This is a genomic window from Serratia sp. SA088 (genome assembly GCF_049065515.1).
Classification (GTDB): Bacteria; Pseudomonadota; Gammaproteobacteria; order Enterobacterales; family Enterobacteriaceae; genus Serratia; species Serratia nematodiphila.
In genome coordinates, this window is the sequence record NZ_JBAKGW010000004.1 from 160,994 (window position 1) to 180,652 (window position 19,659).

Below are 19,659 nucleotides of genomic sequence, written 5' to 3' on the forward strand. Positions count from 1 at the left end.
ATTTTATCGCCATAATGTTCACAACCCAGACAAACGGCGCTTCCGGGCGCTTTTTCGGGAAAAAACTTGTTGACGCAAATCGGTCATATACGCATAATGCGCCCCGCAACGCCGATGAAGGCAAAGCAAAAAAAGAGGGCTACGTAGCTCAGCTGGTTAGAGCACATCACTCATAATGATGGGGTCACAGGTTCGAATCCCGTCGTAGCCACCATCTCTTTTTTGCATTTGCGGGAGTGGCGAAATTGGTAGACGCACCAGATTTAGGTTCTGGCGCCGCAAGGTGTGCGAGTTCAAGTCTCGCCTCCCGCACCATTTCTCTTCATCGTCGGCGCAGTATGTTGATGGGGTATCGCCAAGCGGTAAGGCACCGGTTTTTGATACCGGCATTCCCTGGTTCGAATCCAGGTACCCCAGCCATATTCTTTCGGGAACGGGGTTTCAACATAAGATTTGTTTGCAGGTGGGGTATCGCCAAGCGGTAAGGCACCGGTTTTTGATACCGGCATTCCCTGGTTCGAATCCAGGTACCCCAGCCATAACAAACTGCTTGCAAATCAAAGAAGTAAAAAGTAACATCGGCTACGTAGCTCAGCTGGTTAGAGCACATCACTCATAATGATGGGGTCACAGGTTCAAATCCCGTCGTAGCCACCATAATTGGGGTGTCGCCAAGCGGTAAGGCTCTGGTTTCTGATACCAGCATACCCAGGTTCGAATCCTGGCACCCCAGCCATATTTAGAAAAGCCCGCTTCGGCGGGCTTTTTGCTGTCTGGCGTTCAGCCATCCTTAATAGGCCCAGCCGCCGCTGAGCCCTGTCGGTTACAATCCCAAGGCGTACTTCAACGCATGTTCTTTCAGCTTGCCCGCCCGCTGCGCGGCCATCAGCGCCAGATTGCGCGCCACGTTCAGCGGAGCCAGGTTATTGCTGAAGGCGGTATAGAACAGATCCATGCCGCTCTGCATCAGCAGATTGTCGGTACGGCGGCGGCGCTGATAACGCAGCAGTACCGCCTCGCTGCTCCAGTCCTCTCCCTGCTCCCGCGCATCGCTCAATACGTTCAGCAAGGCATCCACGTCGCGATACCCCAGATTGACGCCCTGCCCCGCCAGCGGGTTGATGGTATGTGCCGCATCCCCCAGCAGCGCCAACCCCGGCAGCACGTAGCGCTGCGCATGACGCCGCGTCAGCGGGAACGAACCGGCGGCGTGCACCTTGACCGGGCCCAGTCGCGCCGGGAAAGCGGCGGCGATCTCACGCTCCAGCTGCGCCGGCGGCATCGCCTGCAGCTGGCGAATGCGCTGCGGGCTGTCATACCACACCAGCGATGCCCAGCTGTCGTACAGCGGCAGAAAGGCGCGCGGCCCGGACGGGAAGAAGCGCTGCCAGGTCACATCCTGCTGCGGCGCGCCGGTATCGACGGTGATCAACATGCACGCCTGGCGATACTGCCAGCCGTTGGTGCCGATCGCCGCCAGCTTGCGCACCTGCGAGTTAGCGCCATCGGCGCCGATAACCAGCCGCGCCTGCAGCGTTTCACCGCTGTCCAGCGTCAGCTGCCAGGCCTTGTCCGCCCGTTGCAGCGATTGCAGCCTGGCGGGGCACAGCAACGTCAGATTGGCGCACTGCGCGAACTGCTGCCACAGCGCCAACTGCAGAATACGGTTTTCCACCATAAAGCCCAGCTCCGGCAGCCCCAGTGACACCGCGTCGAACGCCACCCGCGACGATGCCCATTCCCAGGTCTCCAGCCGGCGATACGGCGCCGTGCGCATCGCCGTCACGGCCGGCCAGGCGCCGAGCTGTTTCAGCAGCCCCACCGAGGTGCAGCCGATAGCGGAAATGCGCAGGTCCGGCGGGCTTTGCGCCTCGAACGCCTGCGGCGCCTGATGTTCCAGCAACACCACCGACCAGCCCGCCTGCGCCAGCCCGAGGGCCGCCGCCGCGCCGACCATGCCGCCGCCCACCACCACCGCGTCATACCGATTTTGAGATGTCTTCATATTGGCTATGTTTTCTGTGTGAATGCTCACCATCCCACCCGGCATGGCGTTTTGCGCAGTGTACCGGATTTTCGCTTCGGCTTCAGGTTGCGTGCCATTTTCCCCCGCGCTGGTCACAACGGCGGCAAATGATTACAATACGCGCCCTGCATGTCGCGTAACGCAACTTTCGCTCCGCACTGAGTAATGGCAAGTCAATGACGAAAAAACTACATATCAAAACCTGGGGCTGCCAGATGAATGAGTACGATTCATCGAAAATGGCCGACCTGTTGAACAGCACGCACGGCTTCGAGTGGACCGACAACGCCGAAGAAGCGGACGTGCTGTTGCTGAACACCTGCTCGATCCGCGAAAAAGCGCAGGAGAAAGTTTTCGCCATGCTGGGGCGCTGGCGCTTGCTGAAAGAAAAGAACCCGTCTGTCATCATCGGGGTCGGCGGTTGCGTGGCCTCGCAAGAAGGGGAACTGATCCGCAGCCGCGCGCCCTGCGTCGACGTGGTATTCGGCCCGCAGACCTTGCACCGCCTGCCGGAAATGATCAACCACGTTCAGGGCACCCGCAGCCCGGTGGTTGATATCAGCTTCCCGGAGATCGAAAAATTCGACCGTTTGCCGGAACCGCGCGCCGAAGGCCCGACCGCGTTCGTGTCGATCATGGAAGGCTGCAACAAATACTGCACTTTCTGCGTGGTGCCTTACACCCGCGGTGAAGAAGTGAGCCGCCCGAGCGACGACGTGCTGTTCGAAATCGCCCAGCTGGCGGCGCAGGGCGTGCGCGAGGTCAACCTGCTCGGCCAAAACGTCAACGCTTACCGCGGCGCCACGCATGACGGCGATATCTGCTCGTTCGCCGAACTGCTGCGCCTGGTGGCGGCCATCGACGGCATCGATCGCATTCGCTTCACCACCAGCCACCCTATCGAGTTCACCGACGATATCATCGCGGTGTACGAAGACACGCCGGAGCTGGTCAGCTTCCTGCATCTGCCGGTGCAGAGCGGTTCGGATCGCATCCTGACCATGATGAAACGCGCGCATACCGCGCTGGAGTACAAGGCGATTATCCGCAAGCTGCGCAAGGCGCGCCCGAACATTCAGCTCAGCTCCGATTTCATCGTCGGTTTCCCGGGCGAGAGCCAGGCCGACTTCGAACAGACCATGAACCTGATCGCCGACGTCAACTTCGACGTCAGCTTCAGCTTCATCTATTCGTCGCGCCCGGGCACCCCGGCGGCGGACATGGTTGACGACGTCAGCGAAGAAGAGAAAAAGCAGCGGCTGTACATTCTGCAGGATCGCATCAACCAGCAGGCGCTGCAGTTCAGCCGCCGCATGCTCGGCACCGTCCAGCGCATTCTGGTGGAAGGCACCTCGCGCAAAAGCGTGATGGAACTGGCCGGGCGCACGGAATGCAACCGTGTGGTAAACTTCGAAGGCACGCCTGACATGATCGGCCAGTTTGTCGACGTGGAAATTACCGAGGTGCTGACCAACACCCTGCGTGGCGCAGTGGTGCGCACCGAACAGCAGATGGATCTGCGCGTACATGAATCCCCGCAGTCGGTGATCGCCCGTACCCGCAAAGAAAACGCGCTGGGCGTCGGCATTTACCAGCCCTGACGCCGCGGCGGCCGCCTTATCGCCGCCCGTTCGCGCTACTCCTTACCGTTTCTCCGCCGGGCGTCCGCGCCCGGTGATGTTTTTTTTTATTTTTTTATTGTTGAAGAGGCGACATAACATGCAACTCCCACACTGCCCGAAGTGCAACTCCGAATACACCTACCAGGACAATGCCCTGTTCATCTGCCCTGAGTGCGCCCATGAGTGGAGCGACAGCGCCCCGGCGGAAGATCAGGACGCGCTGATCGTCAAAGACGCCAACGGCAACCTGCTGGCGGACGGCGACGCGGTCACCGTGATCAAGGACCTGAAGGTTAAAGGCAGCTCCTCGATGCTGAAAATCGGCACCAAGGTGAAAAACATTCGTCTGGTGGAAGGCGATCACAACATCGACTGCAAAATCGACAGTTTCGGCCCGATGAAACTGAAATCCGAATTCGTGAAAAAGAACTGATTCCCAGCTGTCTTGTCCTGTGATGACGCGGCGGGCTTTGCGCCCCGCCGCGTTTTTTCCTTGTCTTCCCTTGAATTCCGCCGACGGCGCACAGATAGATCAGCGGTAAACTTGCGCCGTTGCAGCGCACCATGAATAATTCAAGAAAGAGAGTATTCAGGCTCGTCCTGAACGCGCGCGTCCCGGACGCGCTATGTGACATCAACCAGGCCCGATGTGACCTAGAGGAATAGTTTGAACGTCGCAACACAAGAAATTTTGTTAGAGCCCGCAGACAACCAGCGTTTGCTCAGCCTGTGCGGCCCGTTTGATGACAACATCAAGCAACTCGAGCGCCGATTGGGCATCGAAATCAATCGCCGCGACAACCGTTTCAAGCTGGTCGGCAAGAACCTGTGCGTGGTCGCCGCCGCCGATATCCTGCGCCATCTTTACGTGGATACCGCGCCGATTCGCGGCGTGATCCCGGATATCGATCCGGAGCAAATCCATCTGGCGATCAAAGAGAGCCGGGTGCTGGAACAGGTCGCCGACAGCGTGCCGGATTACGGCAAGGCGGTCACCATTAAAACCAAGCGCGGCATGGTGAAACCGCGCACGCCTAACCAGGCGCAATACATCGCCAACATTCTCGATCACGACATCACCTTCGGCATCGGCCCGGCGGGCACCGGCAAAACCTACCTGGCGGTCGCCGCCGCGGTGGATGCGCTGGAACGCCAGGAAATTCGCCGCATTCTGCTGACCCGCCCCGCGGTCGAAGCCGGCGAAAAGCTGGGCTTCCTGCCGGGCGATCTGAGCCAGAAGGTCGATCCTTATCTGCGCCCGCTGTACGACGCCCTGTTCGAAATGCTGGGCTTCGAGCGCGTGGAGAAGCTCATCGAACGCAACGTGATCGAAGTCGCGCCGCTGGCCTATATGCGCGGCCGCACGCTGAACGACGCCTTTATCATTCTGGATGAGAGCCAGAACACCACCATCGAACAGATGAAGATGTTCCTGACGCGCATCGGTTTCAACTCGAAGGCGGTCATCACCGGCGACGTCACCCAGATCGACCTGCCGCGCAACCAGAAATCCGGCCTGCGCCACGCGGTGGAAGTGCTGTCGGACGTGGAAGAGCTGAGCTTCAACTTCTTCCACAGCGAAGACGTGGTGCGCCACCCGGTGGTGGCCCGCGTGGTCATCGCCTATGAGGCCTGGGAAGCGGCCGAACAGAAACGCAAAGACGCGATTGCCGAACAACGTAAGCGCGAGGCGCTCGCCGCCTCCGAGCAGGAGACACCATGAGCCAGGTGATTTTGGATTTGCAGATTGCCTGTGAAAGCAGCGACGGCCTGCCGGACGAGGCCACCTTCCAGCGCTGGCTGGAAGGCGTGCTGCCGCAATTTCAGGAAGAGGCCGAGGTGACCGTGCGTCTGGTGGACGAAGCGGAAAGCCACGAGCTGAACCTGACCTACCGCGGCAAAGACAAACCGACCAACGTGCTCTCTTTCCCGTTCGAAGCCCCGCCGGGCATCGAGCTGCCGCTGCTCGGCGATCTGATCATCTGCCGCCAGGTGGTGGAACAGGAAGCGATTGAGCAAGGCAAGGCGCTGGAGGCCCACTGGGCGCATATGGTTGTCCACGGCAGCCTCCATCTGCTAGGGTATGACCACATCGAAGACGATGAAGCCGAAGAAATGGAGTCTTTGGAAACCGAAATCATGCACGGACTGGGCTATCCTGATCCGTACCTGGCGGAAAAAGACCCCGTCTGACGTCAGCCGTTTACCCTACAGCCCCTCTGCGGGGCTGTCGCTGACGCCCCTTAACTCTGACATGAGTGACAGTAACGAAAACGCCATGAGCGACGACCATTCACAAAGCAATGACAGCCCCAGTCCCAAGAAGGGGTTCTTTACTCTTATCCTTAACCAGTTGTTCCACGGCGAGCCCAAAAACCGTGGCGATCTGGTCGAGCTGATCCGCGATTCCGAACAAAACGACCTGATCGATCCCGATACCCGCGACATGCTGGAAGGCGTGATGGATATCGCCGAACAGCGCGTGCGCGACATCATGATCCCCCGCTCCCAGATGGTGACGCTCAAGCGCAACCAGACGCTGGAAGAGTGCCTGGACGTGATTATCGACTCCGCCCACTCGCGTTTCCCGGTGATCAGCGAAGACAAAGATCACATCGAAGGCATCCTGATGGCCAAGGATCTGCTGCCGTTCATGCGCGCAGATTCCGAGCCGTTCAGCATCGACAAGGTGCTGCGCACCGCGGTGGTGGTGCCGGAAAGCAAGCGCGTCGACCGGATGCTGAAAGAATTCCGCTCCCAGCGCTATCACATGGCGATTGTCATTGACGAATTCGGCGGCGTGTCCGGCCTGGTCACCATCGAAGATATCCTGGAACTGATCGTCGGCGAAATCGAAGACGAATATGACGACGAAGACGATCTGGATATCCGCCAGCTCAGCCGCCACATGTACACCGTGCGCGCGCTGGCCCCGATCGAAGACTTCAACGAAGCCTTCGGCACCCACTTCAGCGATGACGAGGTCGATACCATCGGCGGTCTGGTGATGCAGGCCTTCGGCCACCTGCCGGCGCGCGGGGAAACCATTGAAATCGAAGGTTACCTATTTAAAGTTGCCATGGCCGACAGTCGACGTATCATCCAGGTTCATGTAAAAATTCCGGACGATTCTCCACCACCGAAACTGGAAGATTAAATCCAACATGGCTAAAGCCTCATTACTTGAACGCCAGCGGGTTCGCGCCCTGCTGGCGCTGTTGTCAGGTGCCGGCGGGACGCTGGCGTTCTCGCCCTACGACTTCTGGCCCGCGGCCATCGTCTCCCTGTTCGGCCTGCTGGCCGTTACCCTCAATCGCACCACCAAACAGTCCGCCCTGCTCGGCTTTGTCTGGGGCTTCGGGCTGTTCGGCAGCGGCATCAACTGGGTGTATGTCAGCATCGCCGATTTCGGCGGCATGCCGTTCGCCGTCAACGTCTTCCTGGTGGTACTGCTCGCCGCTTACCTGTCGCTGTACACCGGGCTGTTCGCCGGGCTGCTGACGCGCCTGTGGCCGGCCACCAGTTGGTGGCGGCTGGCCATCGCCGCGCCGGCGCTGTGGCAGGTGACCGAATTCCTGCGCGGCTGGGTGCTGACCGGCTTCCCGTGGCTGCAGTTCGGCTACAGCCAGATCAACGGCCCGCTGAAGGGCATCGCGCCGCTGCTGGGTGTTGACGCCATCACCTTTGTGCTGATGGCCATCGCCGGCCTGCTGGTGTACGCCGTCAATCAACGGCGCCTGTCGGCAGCCGTGATCGCCGCCGCGCTGCTGCTGTTGCCGTGGCCGCTGCGCCAGCTGCAGTGGTTTACCCCGCAGCCGGAGAAAGCGGTGAACGTCGCCATGGTGCAAGGCAACATTCCCCAGTCAATGAAGTGGGATCCGAGCATTCTGCTCAGCACGCTGCAAACCTATCTGGACGAAACCCGCCCCTACATGGGCAAGGCGCCGATCATCATCTGGCCAGAGTCCGCCATCCCTGACTTCGAGCCGCGTCAGAACGGCTTCCTGATCATGATGGATGACCTGATGCGGGCGAAGAACAGCAGCCTGATCACCGGCATCGTCGATGCGCGCGCCACCCCACAAGGCGTGCAGGAATACAACAGCGCCATCGTGCTGGGCGAACCGACGCCGTACAGCTACCCGGCCAAAGATCGCTACAACAAGCATCACCTGGTGCCGTTCGGCGAGTTTGTGCCGCTGGGTGAACTGCTGCGCCCTATCGCGCCGTTCTTCAATCTGCCGATGTCCGGTTTCAGCCGCGGCGACTACGTGCAGCCGCAGCTCAGCGTACGCGGCTACAACCTGACGGCGGCCATCTGTTACGAGATCGTGCTGGGCCAGCAGGTGCGCGATAACTTCCGCCCGGACACCAACTTCCTGCTGACCATCTCCAACGACGCCTGGTTCGGCCACTCCATCGGCCCGTGGCAGCACTTCCAGATGGCGCGCATGCGGGCGCTGGAGCTCGGCCGGCCGCTGCTGCGCAGCACCAATAACGGCGTCACCGCCGCGGTGGATGCGAACGGCGAGGTGATCGCCGAGATCCCGCAGTTTACCCGCCAGGTGCTCGAAGTGAAGGTCACACCGACCACCGGCGTCACGCCTTATGCGCGTTTCGGCGCCACACCGCTGTGGGTGATTACCCTGCTGCTGGGCGGCTGGGCGCTGATGTTGGGCTTGCGCCGCAAATAATCCTCTTCGCCGGGGCGCGCCCGCCGCGCCCCGCGTTCCCGTCAATATCCCCGCCTCAGTCAGAAAACGTCGTTAAATCAACGCGGCTGGCACACTCCTTGCTTTTATCTATGGCGACATCGCGCGCCGGTTTACTTTTGCTGACGTTTTGTCGCACCTGCGCACATTTTGGGTGCATTAAGCGCACCGCGCGGGTGCGCCGACGTTTTGTTGCATTGATTTGGTGCGCGCGGCGTCTCAAAAAATGAAACATTTTAGTTTCAAGGTGTTCACAATCGGTTATTTTTTAACAGCGTTCAGTTCATAAGACTATCTTTATAACTTGAGCAATAAACAGTCGATTTAACCTGACGCTCTTTAGTCAGAGCCACAACAACAGCAAAGGAGTTGGACCATGCAAATGCGTAAATTGGCGTTATCGTTACTGCTGCTCGGTGCGGCAGGTAGCGTGGCGCATGCGGAAGACCTGACCGGTACGCTGAAGAAAATCAAAGACAATGGCGTGATCGTTGTCGGCCACCGCGAATCGTCAGTGCCGTTCTCCTACTACGACAACCAACAAAAAGTTGTGGGCTACTCTCAGGACTACTCCAACCAAATCGTTGAAGCCGTTAAGAAAAAGCTGAATGCGCCGAATCTGCAGGTGAAAATGCTGCCGATTACCTCGCAGAACCGCATCCCGCTGCTGCAAAACGGCACCTATGATTTCGAGTGCGGATCCACCACCAATAACCTCGAGCGCCAGAAACAGGCCGCCTTCTCCGACACCATTTTCGTGGTCGGCACCCGCTTGCTGGTGAAAAAGGGCTCCGACATCAAAGACTTTAAAGACCTGGCCGGCAAACCGGTGGTGGTCACCTCCGGCACCACCTCCGAAGTGCTGCTGAACAAGCTGAACGACAGCGACAAGATGAACATGCGCATCATCAGCGCCAAAGACCACGGCGATTCCTTCCGCACTCTGGAAAGCGGCCGCGCCGTGGCCTTCATGATGGATGATGCCCTGCTGGCGGGCGAACGCGCCAAGGCCAAGAAACCGGATCAGTGGGAAATCATCGGCACGCCGCAGTCGAAAGAGGCCTACGGCTGCATGCTGCGCAAAGACGATCCTGAGTTTAAAAAGCTGGTCGATGACACCATCGCCCAGGCGCAAACCTCCGGTGAAGCGGCCAAGTGGTTTGAGAAATGGTTCAAGCAGCCTATTCCACCGAAAAACCTCAACATGAACTTCGAACTGTCGGACGACATGAAGCAACTGTTCAAAGAGCCAAACGACAAAGCGTTGAACTAAATAGAACAAAAGCCGGCGCGGCCGCCAGGCCAAACCGGCCCAGTTGATGACTGGGACAGACAGGAATGAGGGGGGCCGTTCCCCTCCCTCATTTTCCCCAAGGCGCATCACCGACACCCGTACACAACAAGCCAGCCAGACTGGCCGCGTGGCGATCGGCGCTCATCAAGTCATCAATCTTCGGCGCCCTGCGCCCGTTTATCGGAGTTTGTTATGTCAATAGATTGGAACTGGGGTATCTTCCTGCAGCAGGCCCCGTTTGGGAACACCACTTACCTCGGCTGGATCTGGTCCGGCTTTCAGGTCACGGTGGCCCTCTCCGTCTGTGCCTGGATTATCGCTTTCTTCGTCGGTTCACTGTTCGGTATCTTGCGTACCGTGCCCAACCGCTTTCTTTCCACCCTCGGCACCTGTTACGTCGAACTGTTCCGCAACGTGCCGCTGATCGTGCAATTCTTTACCTGGTATCTGGTGATCCCCGAGCTGCTGCCGGCCAATATCGGCACCTGGTTCAAAACCGAGCTGGATCCCAACGTGCAGTTCTTCGTCTCTTCCATGCTCTGCCTGGGGCTGTTTACCGCCGCCCGCGTTTGCGAACAGGTGCGCGCCGCCATTCAGTCCCTGCCGCGCGGCCAGAAAGCCGCCGGGCTGGCGATGGGCCTGACGCTGCCGCAAACCTACCGCTACGTGCTGCTGCCGAACGCCTACCGGGTGATCGTGCCGCCGATGACCTCGGAGATGCTCAACCTGGTCAAAAACTCCGCCATCGCCTCCACCATCGGCCTGGTGGACATGGCCGCACAGGCCGGCAAGCTGTTGGATTACTCCGCACACGCCTATGAATCCTTTACCGCCATCACGCTGGCTTATATCGGCATCAACGCCGTTATCATGCTGTTTATGCGTCTGGTCGAAAAGAAAGTGCAGTTGCCTGGCAACCTGGGGAGTAAATAATGTACGAATTTGACTGGGCGTCGATCGTCCCAAGCTTCCCTTATCTGCTGCAAGGCATGGTGATCACGCTGAAGATCACCGTGACCGCCATCGTGGTCGGCATCCTGTGGGGCACCGTGCTGGCGGTGATGCGTCTGTCGCCGTTCAAGCCGATAAGCTGGTTCGCCACCCTGTACGTCAACCTGTTCCGTTCGGTGCCGCTGGTGATGGTGCTGCTGTGGTTCTATCTGGTGGTTCCAAGCTTATTACAACAGGTTCTAGGGCTGTCGCCGAAAACCGATATTCGCCTGATCTCGGCTATGGTAGCCTTTTCCCTGTTTGAAGCGGCCTATTACTCGGAAATCATCCGCGCCGGTATCATCAGCATCTCGCGCGGCCAATCCTCCGCCGCGCTGGCGCTGGGCATGACCCACTGGCAGTCCATGCGGCTGGTGATCCTGCCGCAGGCGTTCCGCGCCATGGTGCCGCTGCTGCTGACCCAGGGCATCGTACTGTTCCAGGATACCTCGCTGGTTTACGTACTGAGCCTGGCCGACTTCTTCCGCACCGCGTCGACCATCGGCGAACGCGACGGCACCCAGGTTGAAATGATCCTGTTCGCCGGTTTTGTCTATTTTGTTATCAGCCTCGCCGCCTCTGCGCTGGTAAGCTATTTGAAGAAAAGGACTGTTTGATGATATCCCTGAAAAATGTTTCCAAGTGGTACGGTCACTTCCAAGTGTTGACCGATTGCACCACCGAAGTGAAAAAAGGCGAAGTGGTCGTCGTCTGCGGTCCTTCAGGTTCCGGCAAATCCACCCTGATCAAAACCGTCAACGGCCTGGAGCCGATCCAGCAGGGAAGCATCCTGGTGAACGGCACCCCGGTCAACGACAAGAAAACCAACCTGGCGCAGCTGCGTGCCAAAGTCGGCATGGTGTTCCAACACTTTGAGCTGTTCCCGCACCTGTCTATCATCGACAACCTGACGCTGGCGCAGGTGAAAGTGCTCAAGCGCGATAAGACCGCCTCACGCGAGAAGGGCCTGAAGCTGCTTGAACGCGTCGGCCTCTCCGCCCATGCCAACAAGTTCCCCGGCCAGCTGTCCGGCGGCCAGCAGCAGCGCGTCGCCATCGCCCGCGCGCTGTGCATGGATCCTATCGCCATGCTGTTCGATGAACCGACCTCGGCGCTCGATCCGGAAATGATCAACGAAGTGCTGGACGTGATGGTCGAACTGGCGAACGAAGGCATGACCATGATGGTGGTAACCCACGAAATGGGCTTCGCCCGCAAGGTGGCGAATCGGGTAATCTTTATGGACGAAGGCAAAATCGTCGAAGACCGCAACAAAGACGATTTCTTCAACAACCCCGAGTCCGATCGCGCCAAGGACTTCCTGGCCAAGATCCTGCACTAAACGCTCTCGGTGCGCCCCGCCAGGGGCGCATCTTTTCTCCCGGCACTAAAAGCGCTTGTTTCTCCCCGGTTTTGATCCGATGCTCGCTGGATAACAAACAGAGGAGAAAGAACATGCCCCGCCCTATTATCATCGATTGCGATCCCGGCCTCGACGACGCCATCGCGCTGGCCATGGCGCTGCGTTCGCCGGAGCTGGACGTCAAAGCCATTACCACCTCCGCCGGCAACCAGACGCCGGAGAAAACCCTGCATAATGCGCTGGGCCTGCTGACCCTGATGCAGCGCGAGGACATCCCGGTCGCCGCCGGCGCCGGCGGCCCGCTGATGCGCGAGCTGGTGATCGCCGACTATGTCCACGGCAAAACCGGCATGGGCAACACCCACCTGCCGACGCCGACCCTCAAACCCGATCCCCGCGGCGCCGTCGAGCTGATCGCCGACCTGCTGCGCGCCAGCCCACAGCCGATAACCCTGGTGGTGACCGGCCCGATGACCAATATCGCCCTGCTACTGGCCCAGCATGCCGAGTTGAAAAGCCGCATCGAGCGCATCGTATTCATGGGCGGCGGCATGAACGCCGGCAATACTACGCCGGTGGCGGAGTTCAACATCTTCGTCGATCCCGAAGCCGCCGAAATGGTGCTGAAATCCGGCGTGCCGCTGACCATGGCCGGGCTGAACGTCACCCATCAGGCGCTGGTGTTGCCGCAGGATATCGAGCGCATTCGTCAGATAGACAATCCGGTCGCGCAGGCGGTCGCGGAGATGCTCGATTTTTATCTGCCGCTGTACCTCAGCCATCCGCGCGGCCTGCCCGGCGCAGCGATGCACGATCCCTGCACCATCGCCTGGCTGCTGGCGCCACAGCTGTTCACCGGCGTAGAACGCTGGGTCGGCGTGGAGACCAAAGGGGAATACACCGTCGGCATGACGGTGGTGGACTATTTCCAGCAAACCGGCAACGCGGCCAACGTGGAAGTGCTGACCGGCATCAACCGCGAGGGCTTTATCGATCTGCTGGCCGAGCGCGTAGCGCGTTATTGATCCTATCGGGGCGCGCTCGCGCCCCTCGTTCAACTTTTTTGATTTAACTCAGCGAATTTTTGCGCTATCACTGTTCATGGCTTGCCTCTACCATGCGTTTACACCGACTGACATCGTTACCGATTAGCCTTCGCCTGGAGATAAGCCAATGAGCCGCGTACTGGTCCTGAAATCAAGCATTCTGGGTGAATATTCCCAGTCTGGAAAATTAGTCGATTTTTTTGTTGAACAATGGCGTGAAACTCACCCTGAAGACACGTTTACCGTGCGTGATTTGGCCAACCCAACGCTGCCGGAGCTGGATGGTGAAGTGATGGCCGGCTTTACCGCCGGCGACAAACCGCTGACGCCGCATCAGCAAAGCACCCTGGCGCTGTCCGATGAGCTGATTGCCGAGCTGAAATCGCACGACACGCTGATCATCAGCGCCCCGATGTACAACTTCAACATCCCGACGCAGCTGAAGATCTACTTCGATCTTATCGCCCGCGCCGGCCAGACGTTCCGCTATACCTCCGCTGGCGCCGAAGGGCTGGTGACGGGCAAGAAAGCGATCGTCATCTCCAGCCGCGGTGGCATCCACGCCGACACGCCGACGGATCTGATCACGCCGTACGTGAAGTTGTTCCTGGGCTTTATCGGCATCACCGACGTTGAATTCGTGCTGGCGGAAGGCTTCGCCTATGGCCCGGAAGCGGCGGAGAAAGCCGCCCAGGACAGCCGCATCGCAGTCGTGCAAAAAATCCCGGCCGGCGTCGCCGTACCGGCCAGCGCACCGGCGCAGGCGGACGTTGCCCCGGCAACCGTCAGCGGCGGTTTCCTGAGCAACCTGCTGAAGAAACTGTTCCGTTAAACGCCGGCCTTAGCGTTCCCCGCCCTGGCGGGGAACGTCATCAAGGTTCAAACGGCCGGCGCTGGAACTGGTCGTGACCGCATTTCGGGCAGAGCGGCAGCACCTCCGGCGTGTAAAACGCCAAATGGTAGTGACACTGCTCGCACACCAGATTGCCCAGCCCCACCACTTCACCGCTGTGGTAAACGCCGTGGTGGCTGACATCCTTGAACACCTCGCGCCACTCCAGCTGGGTTTTGTCGGTGATATCCGCCAGTTCCTGCCACAGGCTCTCTTTGATCACGCGCATAAACACGCTGTCGGTAAACTCGTCCCGGCTCTCCTGATAGCTGCGAGCGAACTCCTCCAGATCGCGCCGCACCGCCTGCGTCACCTGCCGCACTTCGTCGCGCGTCAGATCTTCGGCCTCGTTCAAGCGCCGCTCCGCGCTGGCCACCAGTTCATCGATATCGCGTTCGCCGTTTTTCAGGCGTTCGCTCAGCGATGCCACCAATTCGCGGTAATACTGAGCAACCTTGTTCATAGACTCTCCTCAATAAACGCTGCGCCGGACTTGGCTGTAGGGATCCCCCCTAAGCTACTTGTTCTTATTTTAGCCGTAAATGACTGATGTCACTTGGCAAGACGCGGGATCCGCAGGTTGTGAGCCGCGTCATGACGGCGTTTTTTTTAAATGCGCCGAGTCAGGCGCTTGGAGTTGTTGCCGGGAGGTCTTATCAGCTATGCTATGCGGATCTACGAATACTAAATGTTCATTGCGTTGCCTCTGACCGGGGCAACGGTTTACACCTACAGGACCACCGGCCGCCATGCAAGAGCAATACCGTCCAGAAGACATAGAATCGAACGTACAGCTTCACTGGCAAGAGAAGCAGACTTTCAAAGTTACCGAAGACGACAGCAAGGAAAAGTACTACTGCCTATCCATGCTGCCTTACCCGTCCGGCCGACTGCACATGGGCCACGTTCGTAACTACACTATCGGCGACGTGATCTCGCGCTATCAGCGCATGCTGGGCAAAAACGTACTGCAGCCGATCGGCTGGGATGCGTTCGGCCTGCCGGCGGAAGGCGCAGCGGTGAAAAACAACACCGCGCCGGCCCCATGGACCTACGACAACATCGAATACATGAAGAACCAGCTGAAACTGCTGGGCTTCGGCTACGACTGGGATCGCGAAATCGCCACCTGCCAGCCGGAATACTATCGCTGGGAACAGTGGTTCTTCACCAAGCTGTATGAAAAAGGCCTGGTCTACAAGAAGACTTCGGCGGTGAACTGGTGCCCGCACGATCTGACCGTGCTGGCCAACGAACAGGTTATCGACGGCTGCTGCTGGCGCTGCGACACCAAGGTCGAGCGTAAAGAGATCCCGCAGTGGTTCATCAAAATCACCGCTTACGCCGATCAGCTGCTGAACGATCTGGACACGCTTGAAAGCTGGCCGGAGCAGGTGAAAACCATGCAGCGCAACTGGATTGGCCGCTCCGAAGGCGTGGAAATCACCTTCGACGTGGCGGACAGCGAAGAGAAGCTGACGGTTTACACCACCCGCCCGGACACCTTCATGGGCGCCACCTACGTGGCGGTCGCCGCGGGCCACCCGCTGGCGCAACAGGGCGCGCGCAACAACCCGGCGCTGACCGAGTTCATCGACGAATGCCGCAACACCAAAGTGGCCGAAGCAGAAATGGCGACGATGGAGAAGAAAGGCATGCCGACCGGCCTGTTCGTGGTCCACCCGCTGAGCGGCGAGAAGCTGCCGGTGTGGGTCGCCAACTTCGTGCTGATGGAATACGGCACCGGCGCCGTGATGGCAGTACCGGCGCACGACCAGCGCGACTGGGAATTCGCCACCAAATATGATTTGCCGATCAAACCGGTGATCCTGAACCTCGACGGCAGCCAGCCTGACGTGAGCGCCGAAGCGATGACCGACAAAGGCGCGCTGTTCAACTCCGGCGAGTTCGACGGTCTGGACAATGAAGCGGGCTTCAACGCCATCGCCGACAAACTGGTCGCCAAGGGCGTAGGCCAGCGTAAGGTTAACTACCGTCTGCGCGACTGGGGTGTCTCCCGCCAGCGTTACTGGGGCGCGCCAATCCCGATGGTGACGCTGGAAGACGGCACCGTAATGCCGACGCCGGAAGACCAGCTGCCGGTGATCCTGCCGGAAGACGTGGTCATGGACGGCATCACCAGCCCGATCAAGGCCGACCCTGAGTGGGCGAAAACCACCGTCGACGGCCAGCCGGCGCTGCGCGAAACCGACACCTTCGACACCTTTATGGAGTCCTCCTGGTACTACGCGCGCTACACCTGCCCGCAGTATGACCAGGGCATGCTGGATCCGGCCGCCGCCAACTACTGGCTGCCGGTCGATCAATATATCGGCGGCATCGAGCACGCCATCATGCACCTGATGTACTTCCGCTTCTTCCACAAGCTGATGCGCGATGCGGGCCTGGTGGATTCCGATGAGCCGGCCAAGCGCCTGCTGTGTCAGGGCATGGTGCTGGCCGACGCCTTCTACTACACCGGCAACAGCGGCGAGCGCGTCTGGGTATCCCCGGTTGACGCCACCGTCGAGCGCGACGACAAGGGCCGCATCATCAAGGCTACGGATCCGCAAGGCCGTGAACTGGTCTATGCTGGCATGAGCAAAATGTCGAAGTCGAAGAACAACGGCATCGACCCGCAGGAGATGGTGGAAAAATACGGCGCGGACACCGTGCGTCTGTTCATGATGTTCGCTTCACCGGCAGAAATGACGCTGGAGTGGCAGGAATCCGGCGTGGAAGGGGCTAACCGCTTCCTGAAACGCGTGTGGAAACTGGCCTATGATCACGTGGAAAAAGGCGCGGTGCAGCCGCTGAACGTGGCGTCGCTGAACGAAGATCAGAAAGCGCTGCGCCGCGATCTGCACAAAACCATCGCCAAGGTGACCGACGATATCGGCCGCCGTCAGACCTTCAACACCGCAATCGCCGCCGTGATGGAGCTGATGAACAAGCTGGCCCGCGCGCCGCAGGAGAGCGAGCAGGATCGCGCGCTGCTGCAAGAAGCGCTGCTGGCCGTGGTGCGCATGCTGTATCCGTTCACCCCTCACGTGTGCTTCACCCTGTGGCAGGCACTGGGTGGCGAAGGCGACGTGGACACCGCGCCATGGCCGGTTGCCGACGAACAGGCGATGGTCGAGGACTCCAAGCTGGTGGTGGTGCAAGTGAACGGCAAGGTTCGCGCTAAAATCACCGTATCTGCCGATGCGACCGAAGAGCAAGTGCGCGCGCGCGCTGCCGAAGAGCATCTGGTGGCTAAATATCTGGACGGCGTCACGATTCGCAAAGTGATTTACGTTCCGGGCAAACTGCTTAACCTGGTTGTGGGTTAACACAAGGAGGAGTTGTGCGACAACGTATTCTGACGCTGTTGCTGGGGTTGGCGGTGCTGGTCACCGCCGGCTGCGGTTTTCACCTGCGTGGCACCACGCAGGTGCCTAATGAAATGAAAACGCTGATCCTGGACAGTTCGGATCCTTACGGGCCATTGACGCGCGCGGTGCGTGAGCAGCTGCGTTTGAACGCCGTGACCATCGTCAGCGATCCGAAGCGTAAAGACGTGCCTTCCCTGCGCATCGTCGGCGCGACGGAAAGCCAGGATACCGCCTCGATCTTCCAGGACGGTAAAACCGCCGAGTACCAGCTGGTGCTGACCGTGCAGGCGCAGGTGCTGCTCCCGGGCCACGACCTGTATCCGCTGTCGGTGAAAGTGTTCCGTTCGTTCTTCGACAACCCGCTGACCGCGCTGGCCAAGGACTCCGAGCAGGAGATCATTCGCCAGGAAATGCGTGAGCAGGCGGCGCAGCAACTGGTGCGTAAACTGCTGACCGTGCATGCGGCGGAAGAAGAGAACCGGCAGAAAGCCGCTGCCGTCGGCGAACGAGCGGCAAGCCAAACCGCACAATGATCCGCATTTATCCGGAACAACTTGCCGCGCAGCTCCGAGAGGGGCTGCGCGCTTGTTATTTATTGAGCGGCAATGAACCGCTGCTGCTGCAGGAAAGCCAGGATTTACTCCGGCAGGCCGCGCAACAGCAGCAGTTCAGCGAGCACTACAGCATTTCCCTCGACGCCCATACTGACTGGGACGCCATCTTCGGCATCTGCCAGGCGATGAGCCTGTTCGCCAGCCGCCAGACGCTGCTGCTGATCTTCCCGGAAAACGGCCCGACGGCGCCGATCGGCGAACAGCTGACCAAGCTCGCCACGCTGCTGCACGAGGATATTTTGCTGATCCTGCGCGGCCCGCGCCTCACCAAAGCGCAGGAAAACAGCGCCTGGTTCAAGGCGCTCAGCCCGCACGGCGCTCTCGTCAGTTGCCAGACGCCTGAACAGGCGCAGCTGCCGCGCTGGGTCGCCGCGCGCGCCAAAGCGATGAAGCTGGAGTTGGACGACGCGGCCAATCAGCTGCTGTGTTACTGCTACGAAGGCAACCTGCTGGCGCTGTCGCAGGCGCTGGAGCGGCTGTCGCTGCTGCACCCGGACGGCAAGCTCACGCTGCCGCGCGTCGAGCAGGCGGTGAACGACGCCGCCCACTTCACGCCGTTCCACTGGCTGGATGCCCTGCTGGCCGGCAAGAGCAAGCGCGCCTGGCATATTTTGCAGCAGTTGCAGCAAGAGGACGTGGAGCCGGTGATCCTGCTGCGCACCCTGCAGCGCGAACTGCTGCTGCTGCTGACGCTGCAGCGCCGCATGGCTTCCGCGCCGCTGCGCTCGCTGTTCGATCAGCACAAAGTCTGGCAGAACCGCCGCCCGTTGGTGACCCAGGCGTTGCAACGCCTGTCCGGCCCCCAGCTGCAGCAGGCGGTACAGCTGCTGACGCAAATCGAGCTGACCCTCAAGCAGGACTATGGCCAGTCGGTCTGGCCGGAACTGGAAACCCTGTCGATGCTGCTGTGCGGCAAACCCCTGGCCACGAGTTTTAGCGATGCCCACTAACCCGGAACACCCCACCGTTTTGCACGCGCTGTTCGGCGGCACCTTTGATCCGATCCACTATGGCCACCTGCGGCCGGTGGAGGCTCTGGCCGCCGAAGTGGGCCTGAATCGCGTCACGCTGCTGCCTAACCATGTGCCGCCGCACCGCCCGCAGCCGGAGGCCAATGCGCAACAGCGCCTGAAGATGGTCGAGCTGGCGATCGCCGGCAACCCGCTGTTTGCGGTCGACGATCGCGAACTGCACCGCACCACGCCCTCCTACACCATCGAGACGTTGGAAACGATTCGTAAAGAGCGTGGCGCCGCCCAGCCGCTGGCGTTTATTATTGGCCAGGACTCGCTGCTGACGCTGCATAAGTGGCACCGCTGGCAGGCGCTGTTGGACGTCTGCCACCTGCTGGTGCTGGCGCGCCCGGGCTATAACGATCGCATGGACACGCCGGAACTGCAGCAGTGGCTGGAACGCCATCGCACCGCCGACCCGGCGCTGCTCAGCCGTCGCCCGCACGGCCATATCTATCTGGCCGATACGCCGGAGCTGGAAATTTCCGCCACCGAGATCCGCCAGCGCCGCCATCAGGGCCTCAACTGCGACGACCTGCTGCCGCGCCCGGTGCAGCGCTATATCGAGTTGCAGGGTTTATATCGCTAGTGAAAGGTGCGTGATATACTGCGCCGCTATTTTTCAGGTATCCGCTGAAAACCCCGGAAACCTTAGCTGGCCGGGCAGTCACCAGTTAGCTGGCTTTCAGCGGCAGCCTGCCGAAACCATTATC

The 19,659-nt window shown here is 60.0% G+C and carries 18 protein-coding genes and 6 tRNA genes; 22 read left to right on the plus strand and 2 right to left on the minus strand.

The window, feature by feature from the left end; all coding sequences use genetic code 11:
• Positions 1 to 137: 137 nt before the first annotated feature.
• The 6 genes from ACOWVD_RS12380 (at position 138) to ACOWVD_RS12405 (ending at position 736) form a co-directional block, all read left to right on the plus strand.
• A tRNA-Met gene (locus ACOWVD_RS12380) sits at positions 138 to 214 on the plus strand.
• A 16-nt stretch (positions 215 to 230) separates the two neighbouring features.
• Positions 231 to 315: transfer RNA gene (locus ACOWVD_RS12385), tRNA-Leu, on the plus strand.
• A gap of 30 nt (positions 316 to 345) precedes the next feature.
• Positions 346 to 420: transfer RNA gene (locus ACOWVD_RS12390), tRNA-Gln, on the plus strand.
• 44 nt (positions 421 to 464) lie between these two features.
• Positions 465 to 539 (plus strand) — tRNA-Gln (locus tag ACOWVD_RS12395).
• Positions 540 to 580: 41 nt separating this feature from the next.
• Positions 581 to 657 (plus strand) — tRNA-Met (locus ACOWVD_RS12400).
• Positions 658 to 661: 4 nt separating this feature from the next.
• Positions 662 to 736 (plus strand) — tRNA-Gln (locus ACOWVD_RS12405).
• 87 nt (positions 737 to 823) lie between these two features.
• On the opposite strand, the gene ubiF is transcribed toward ACOWVD_RS12405, so the two are convergent.
• Complete coding sequence (gene ubiF, locus ACOWVD_RS12410) at positions 824 to 2,005, minus strand: 3-demethoxyubiquinol 3-hydroxylase (RefSeq protein ID WP_197763893.1); 1,182 nt, start codon at positions 2,003 to 2,005, stop codon at positions 824 to 826.
• Between the two features lie 197 nt (positions 2,006 to 2,202).
• On the opposite strand from ubiF, the gene miaB reads away from it, so the two are divergent.
• The 12 genes from miaB to ACOWVD_RS12470 all read left to right on the plus strand — a co-directional run bounded on the left by miaB (position 2,203) and on the right by ACOWVD_RS12470 (position 13,885).
• Positions 2,203 to 3,627, plus strand: a complete 1,425-nt coding sequence (gene miaB / locus ACOWVD_RS12415; protein ID WP_004939964.1) for a tRNA (N6-isopentenyl adenosine(37)-C2)-methylthiotransferase MiaB — start codon at positions 2,203 to 2,205, stop codon at positions 3,625 to 3,627.
• A 118-nt stretch (positions 3,628 to 3,745) separates the two neighbouring features.
• A complete protein-coding gene (locus ACOWVD_RS12420; RefSeq protein WP_421105661.1) occupies positions 3,746 to 4,081 on the plus strand; it encodes a zinc ribbon domain-containing protein YjdM in 336 nt (111 codons plus the stop codon).
• A 234-nt stretch (positions 4,082 to 4,315) separates the two neighbouring features.
• A complete protein-coding gene (locus ACOWVD_RS12425) occupies positions 4,316 to 5,371 on the plus strand; it encodes a PhoH family protein (protein WP_004939969.1) in 1,056 nt (351 codons plus the stop codon).
• Positions 5,368 to 5,841, plus strand: a complete 474-nt coding sequence (gene ybeY, locus ACOWVD_RS12430; protein ID WP_004939970.1) for an rRNA maturation RNase YbeY — start codon at positions 5,368 to 5,370, stop codon at positions 5,839 to 5,841. The genes ACOWVD_RS12425 and ybeY overlap by 4 nt, the downstream gene beginning before the upstream one ends.
• Positions 5,842 to 5,926: 85 nt before the next feature.
• The gene (gene corC, locus ACOWVD_RS12435) at positions 5,927 to 6,805 is read left to right on the plus strand and encodes a CNNM family magnesium/cobalt transport protein CorC (RefSeq protein WP_004939973.1); all 879 of its coding nucleotides are present in this window, start codon (positions 5,927 to 5,929) and stop codon (positions 6,803 to 6,805) included.
• A 7-nt stretch (positions 6,806 to 6,812) separates the two neighbouring features.
• Positions 6,813 to 8,342, plus strand: coding sequence for an apolipoprotein N-acyltransferase (gene lnt / locus ACOWVD_RS12440; protein WP_044031767.1), 1,530 nt, complete (start codon positions 6,813 to 6,815; stop codon positions 8,340 to 8,342).
• A 394-nt stretch (positions 8,343 to 8,736) separates the two neighbouring features.
• A complete protein-coding gene (locus ACOWVD_RS12445; RefSeq protein ID WP_004939976.1) occupies positions 8,737 to 9,633 on the plus strand; it encodes an amino acid ABC transporter substrate-binding protein in 897 nt (298 codons plus the stop codon).
• A gap of 213 nt (positions 9,634 to 9,846) precedes the next feature.
• Entirely contained in the window at positions 9,847 to 10,587 is a 741-nt protein-coding gene (locus ACOWVD_RS12450; RefSeq protein ID WP_004939979.1) for an amino acid ABC transporter permease, read from the plus strand.
• A complete protein-coding gene (gene gltK, locus ACOWVD_RS12455) occupies positions 10,587 to 11,261 on the plus strand; it encodes a glutamate/aspartate ABC transporter permease GltK (protein WP_004939982.1) in 675 nt (224 codons plus the stop codon). The genes ACOWVD_RS12450 and gltK overlap by 1 nt, the downstream gene beginning before the upstream one ends.
• A complete protein-coding gene (locus ACOWVD_RS12460) occupies positions 11,261 to 11,986 on the plus strand; it encodes an amino acid ABC transporter ATP-binding protein (RefSeq protein ID WP_004939983.1) in 726 nt (241 codons plus the stop codon). The genes gltK and ACOWVD_RS12460 overlap by 1 nt, the downstream gene beginning before the upstream one ends.
• 113 nt (positions 11,987 to 12,099) lie before the next feature.
• Positions 12,100 to 13,032, plus strand: a complete 933-nt coding sequence (gene rihA / locus ACOWVD_RS12465; protein WP_015376943.1) for a pyrimidine-specific ribonucleoside hydrolase RihA — start codon at positions 12,100 to 12,102, stop codon at positions 13,030 to 13,032.
• A 148-nt stretch (positions 13,033 to 13,180) separates the two neighbouring features.
• Complete coding sequence (locus ACOWVD_RS12470) at positions 13,181 to 13,885, plus strand: FMN-dependent NADH-azoreductase (protein ID WP_015376942.1); 705 nt, start codon at positions 13,181 to 13,183, stop codon at positions 13,883 to 13,885.
• A gap of 40 nt (positions 13,886 to 13,925) precedes the next feature.
• Here the strand turns inward: ACOWVD_RS12470 and ACOWVD_RS12475 are convergent, their stop codons facing one another.
• A complete protein-coding gene (locus ACOWVD_RS12475) occupies positions 13,926 to 14,408 on the minus strand; it encodes a zinc ribbon-containing protein (RefSeq protein WP_004939988.1) in 483 nt (160 codons plus the stop codon).
• Positions 14,409 to 14,694: 286 nt separating this feature from the next.
• Here ACOWVD_RS12475 and leuS point away from each other — a divergent pair, with 286 nt between their 5' ends.
• From leuS to nadD, 4 genes are read left to right on the plus strand one after another with little or no spacing between them, the layout of a single operon-like run.
• The gene (leuS, locus tag ACOWVD_RS12480) at positions 14,695 to 17,277 is read left to right on the plus strand and encodes a leucine--tRNA ligase (RefSeq protein WP_031299996.1); all 2,583 of its coding nucleotides are present in this window, start codon (positions 14,695 to 14,697) and stop codon (positions 17,275 to 17,277) included.
• Between the two features lie 14 nt (positions 17,278 to 17,291).
• The gene (lptE, locus tag ACOWVD_RS12485; protein ID WP_049242706.1) at positions 17,292 to 17,852 is read left to right on the plus strand and encodes an LPS assembly lipoprotein LptE; all 561 of its coding nucleotides are present in this window, start codon (positions 17,292 to 17,294) and stop codon (positions 17,850 to 17,852) included.
• Complete coding sequence (gene holA / locus ACOWVD_RS12490) at positions 17,849 to 18,883, plus strand: DNA polymerase III subunit delta (RefSeq protein ID WP_049242708.1); 1,035 nt, start codon at positions 17,849 to 17,851, stop codon at positions 18,881 to 18,883. The genes lptE and holA overlap by 4 nt, the downstream gene beginning before the upstream one ends.
• Entirely contained in the window at positions 18,873 to 19,535 is a 663-nt protein-coding gene (gene nadD / locus ACOWVD_RS12495) for a nicotinate-nucleotide adenylyltransferase (protein WP_015376938.1), read from the plus strand. The genes holA and nadD overlap by 11 nt, the downstream gene beginning before the upstream one ends.
• Positions 19,536 to 19,659 lie beyond the last annotated feature (124 nt).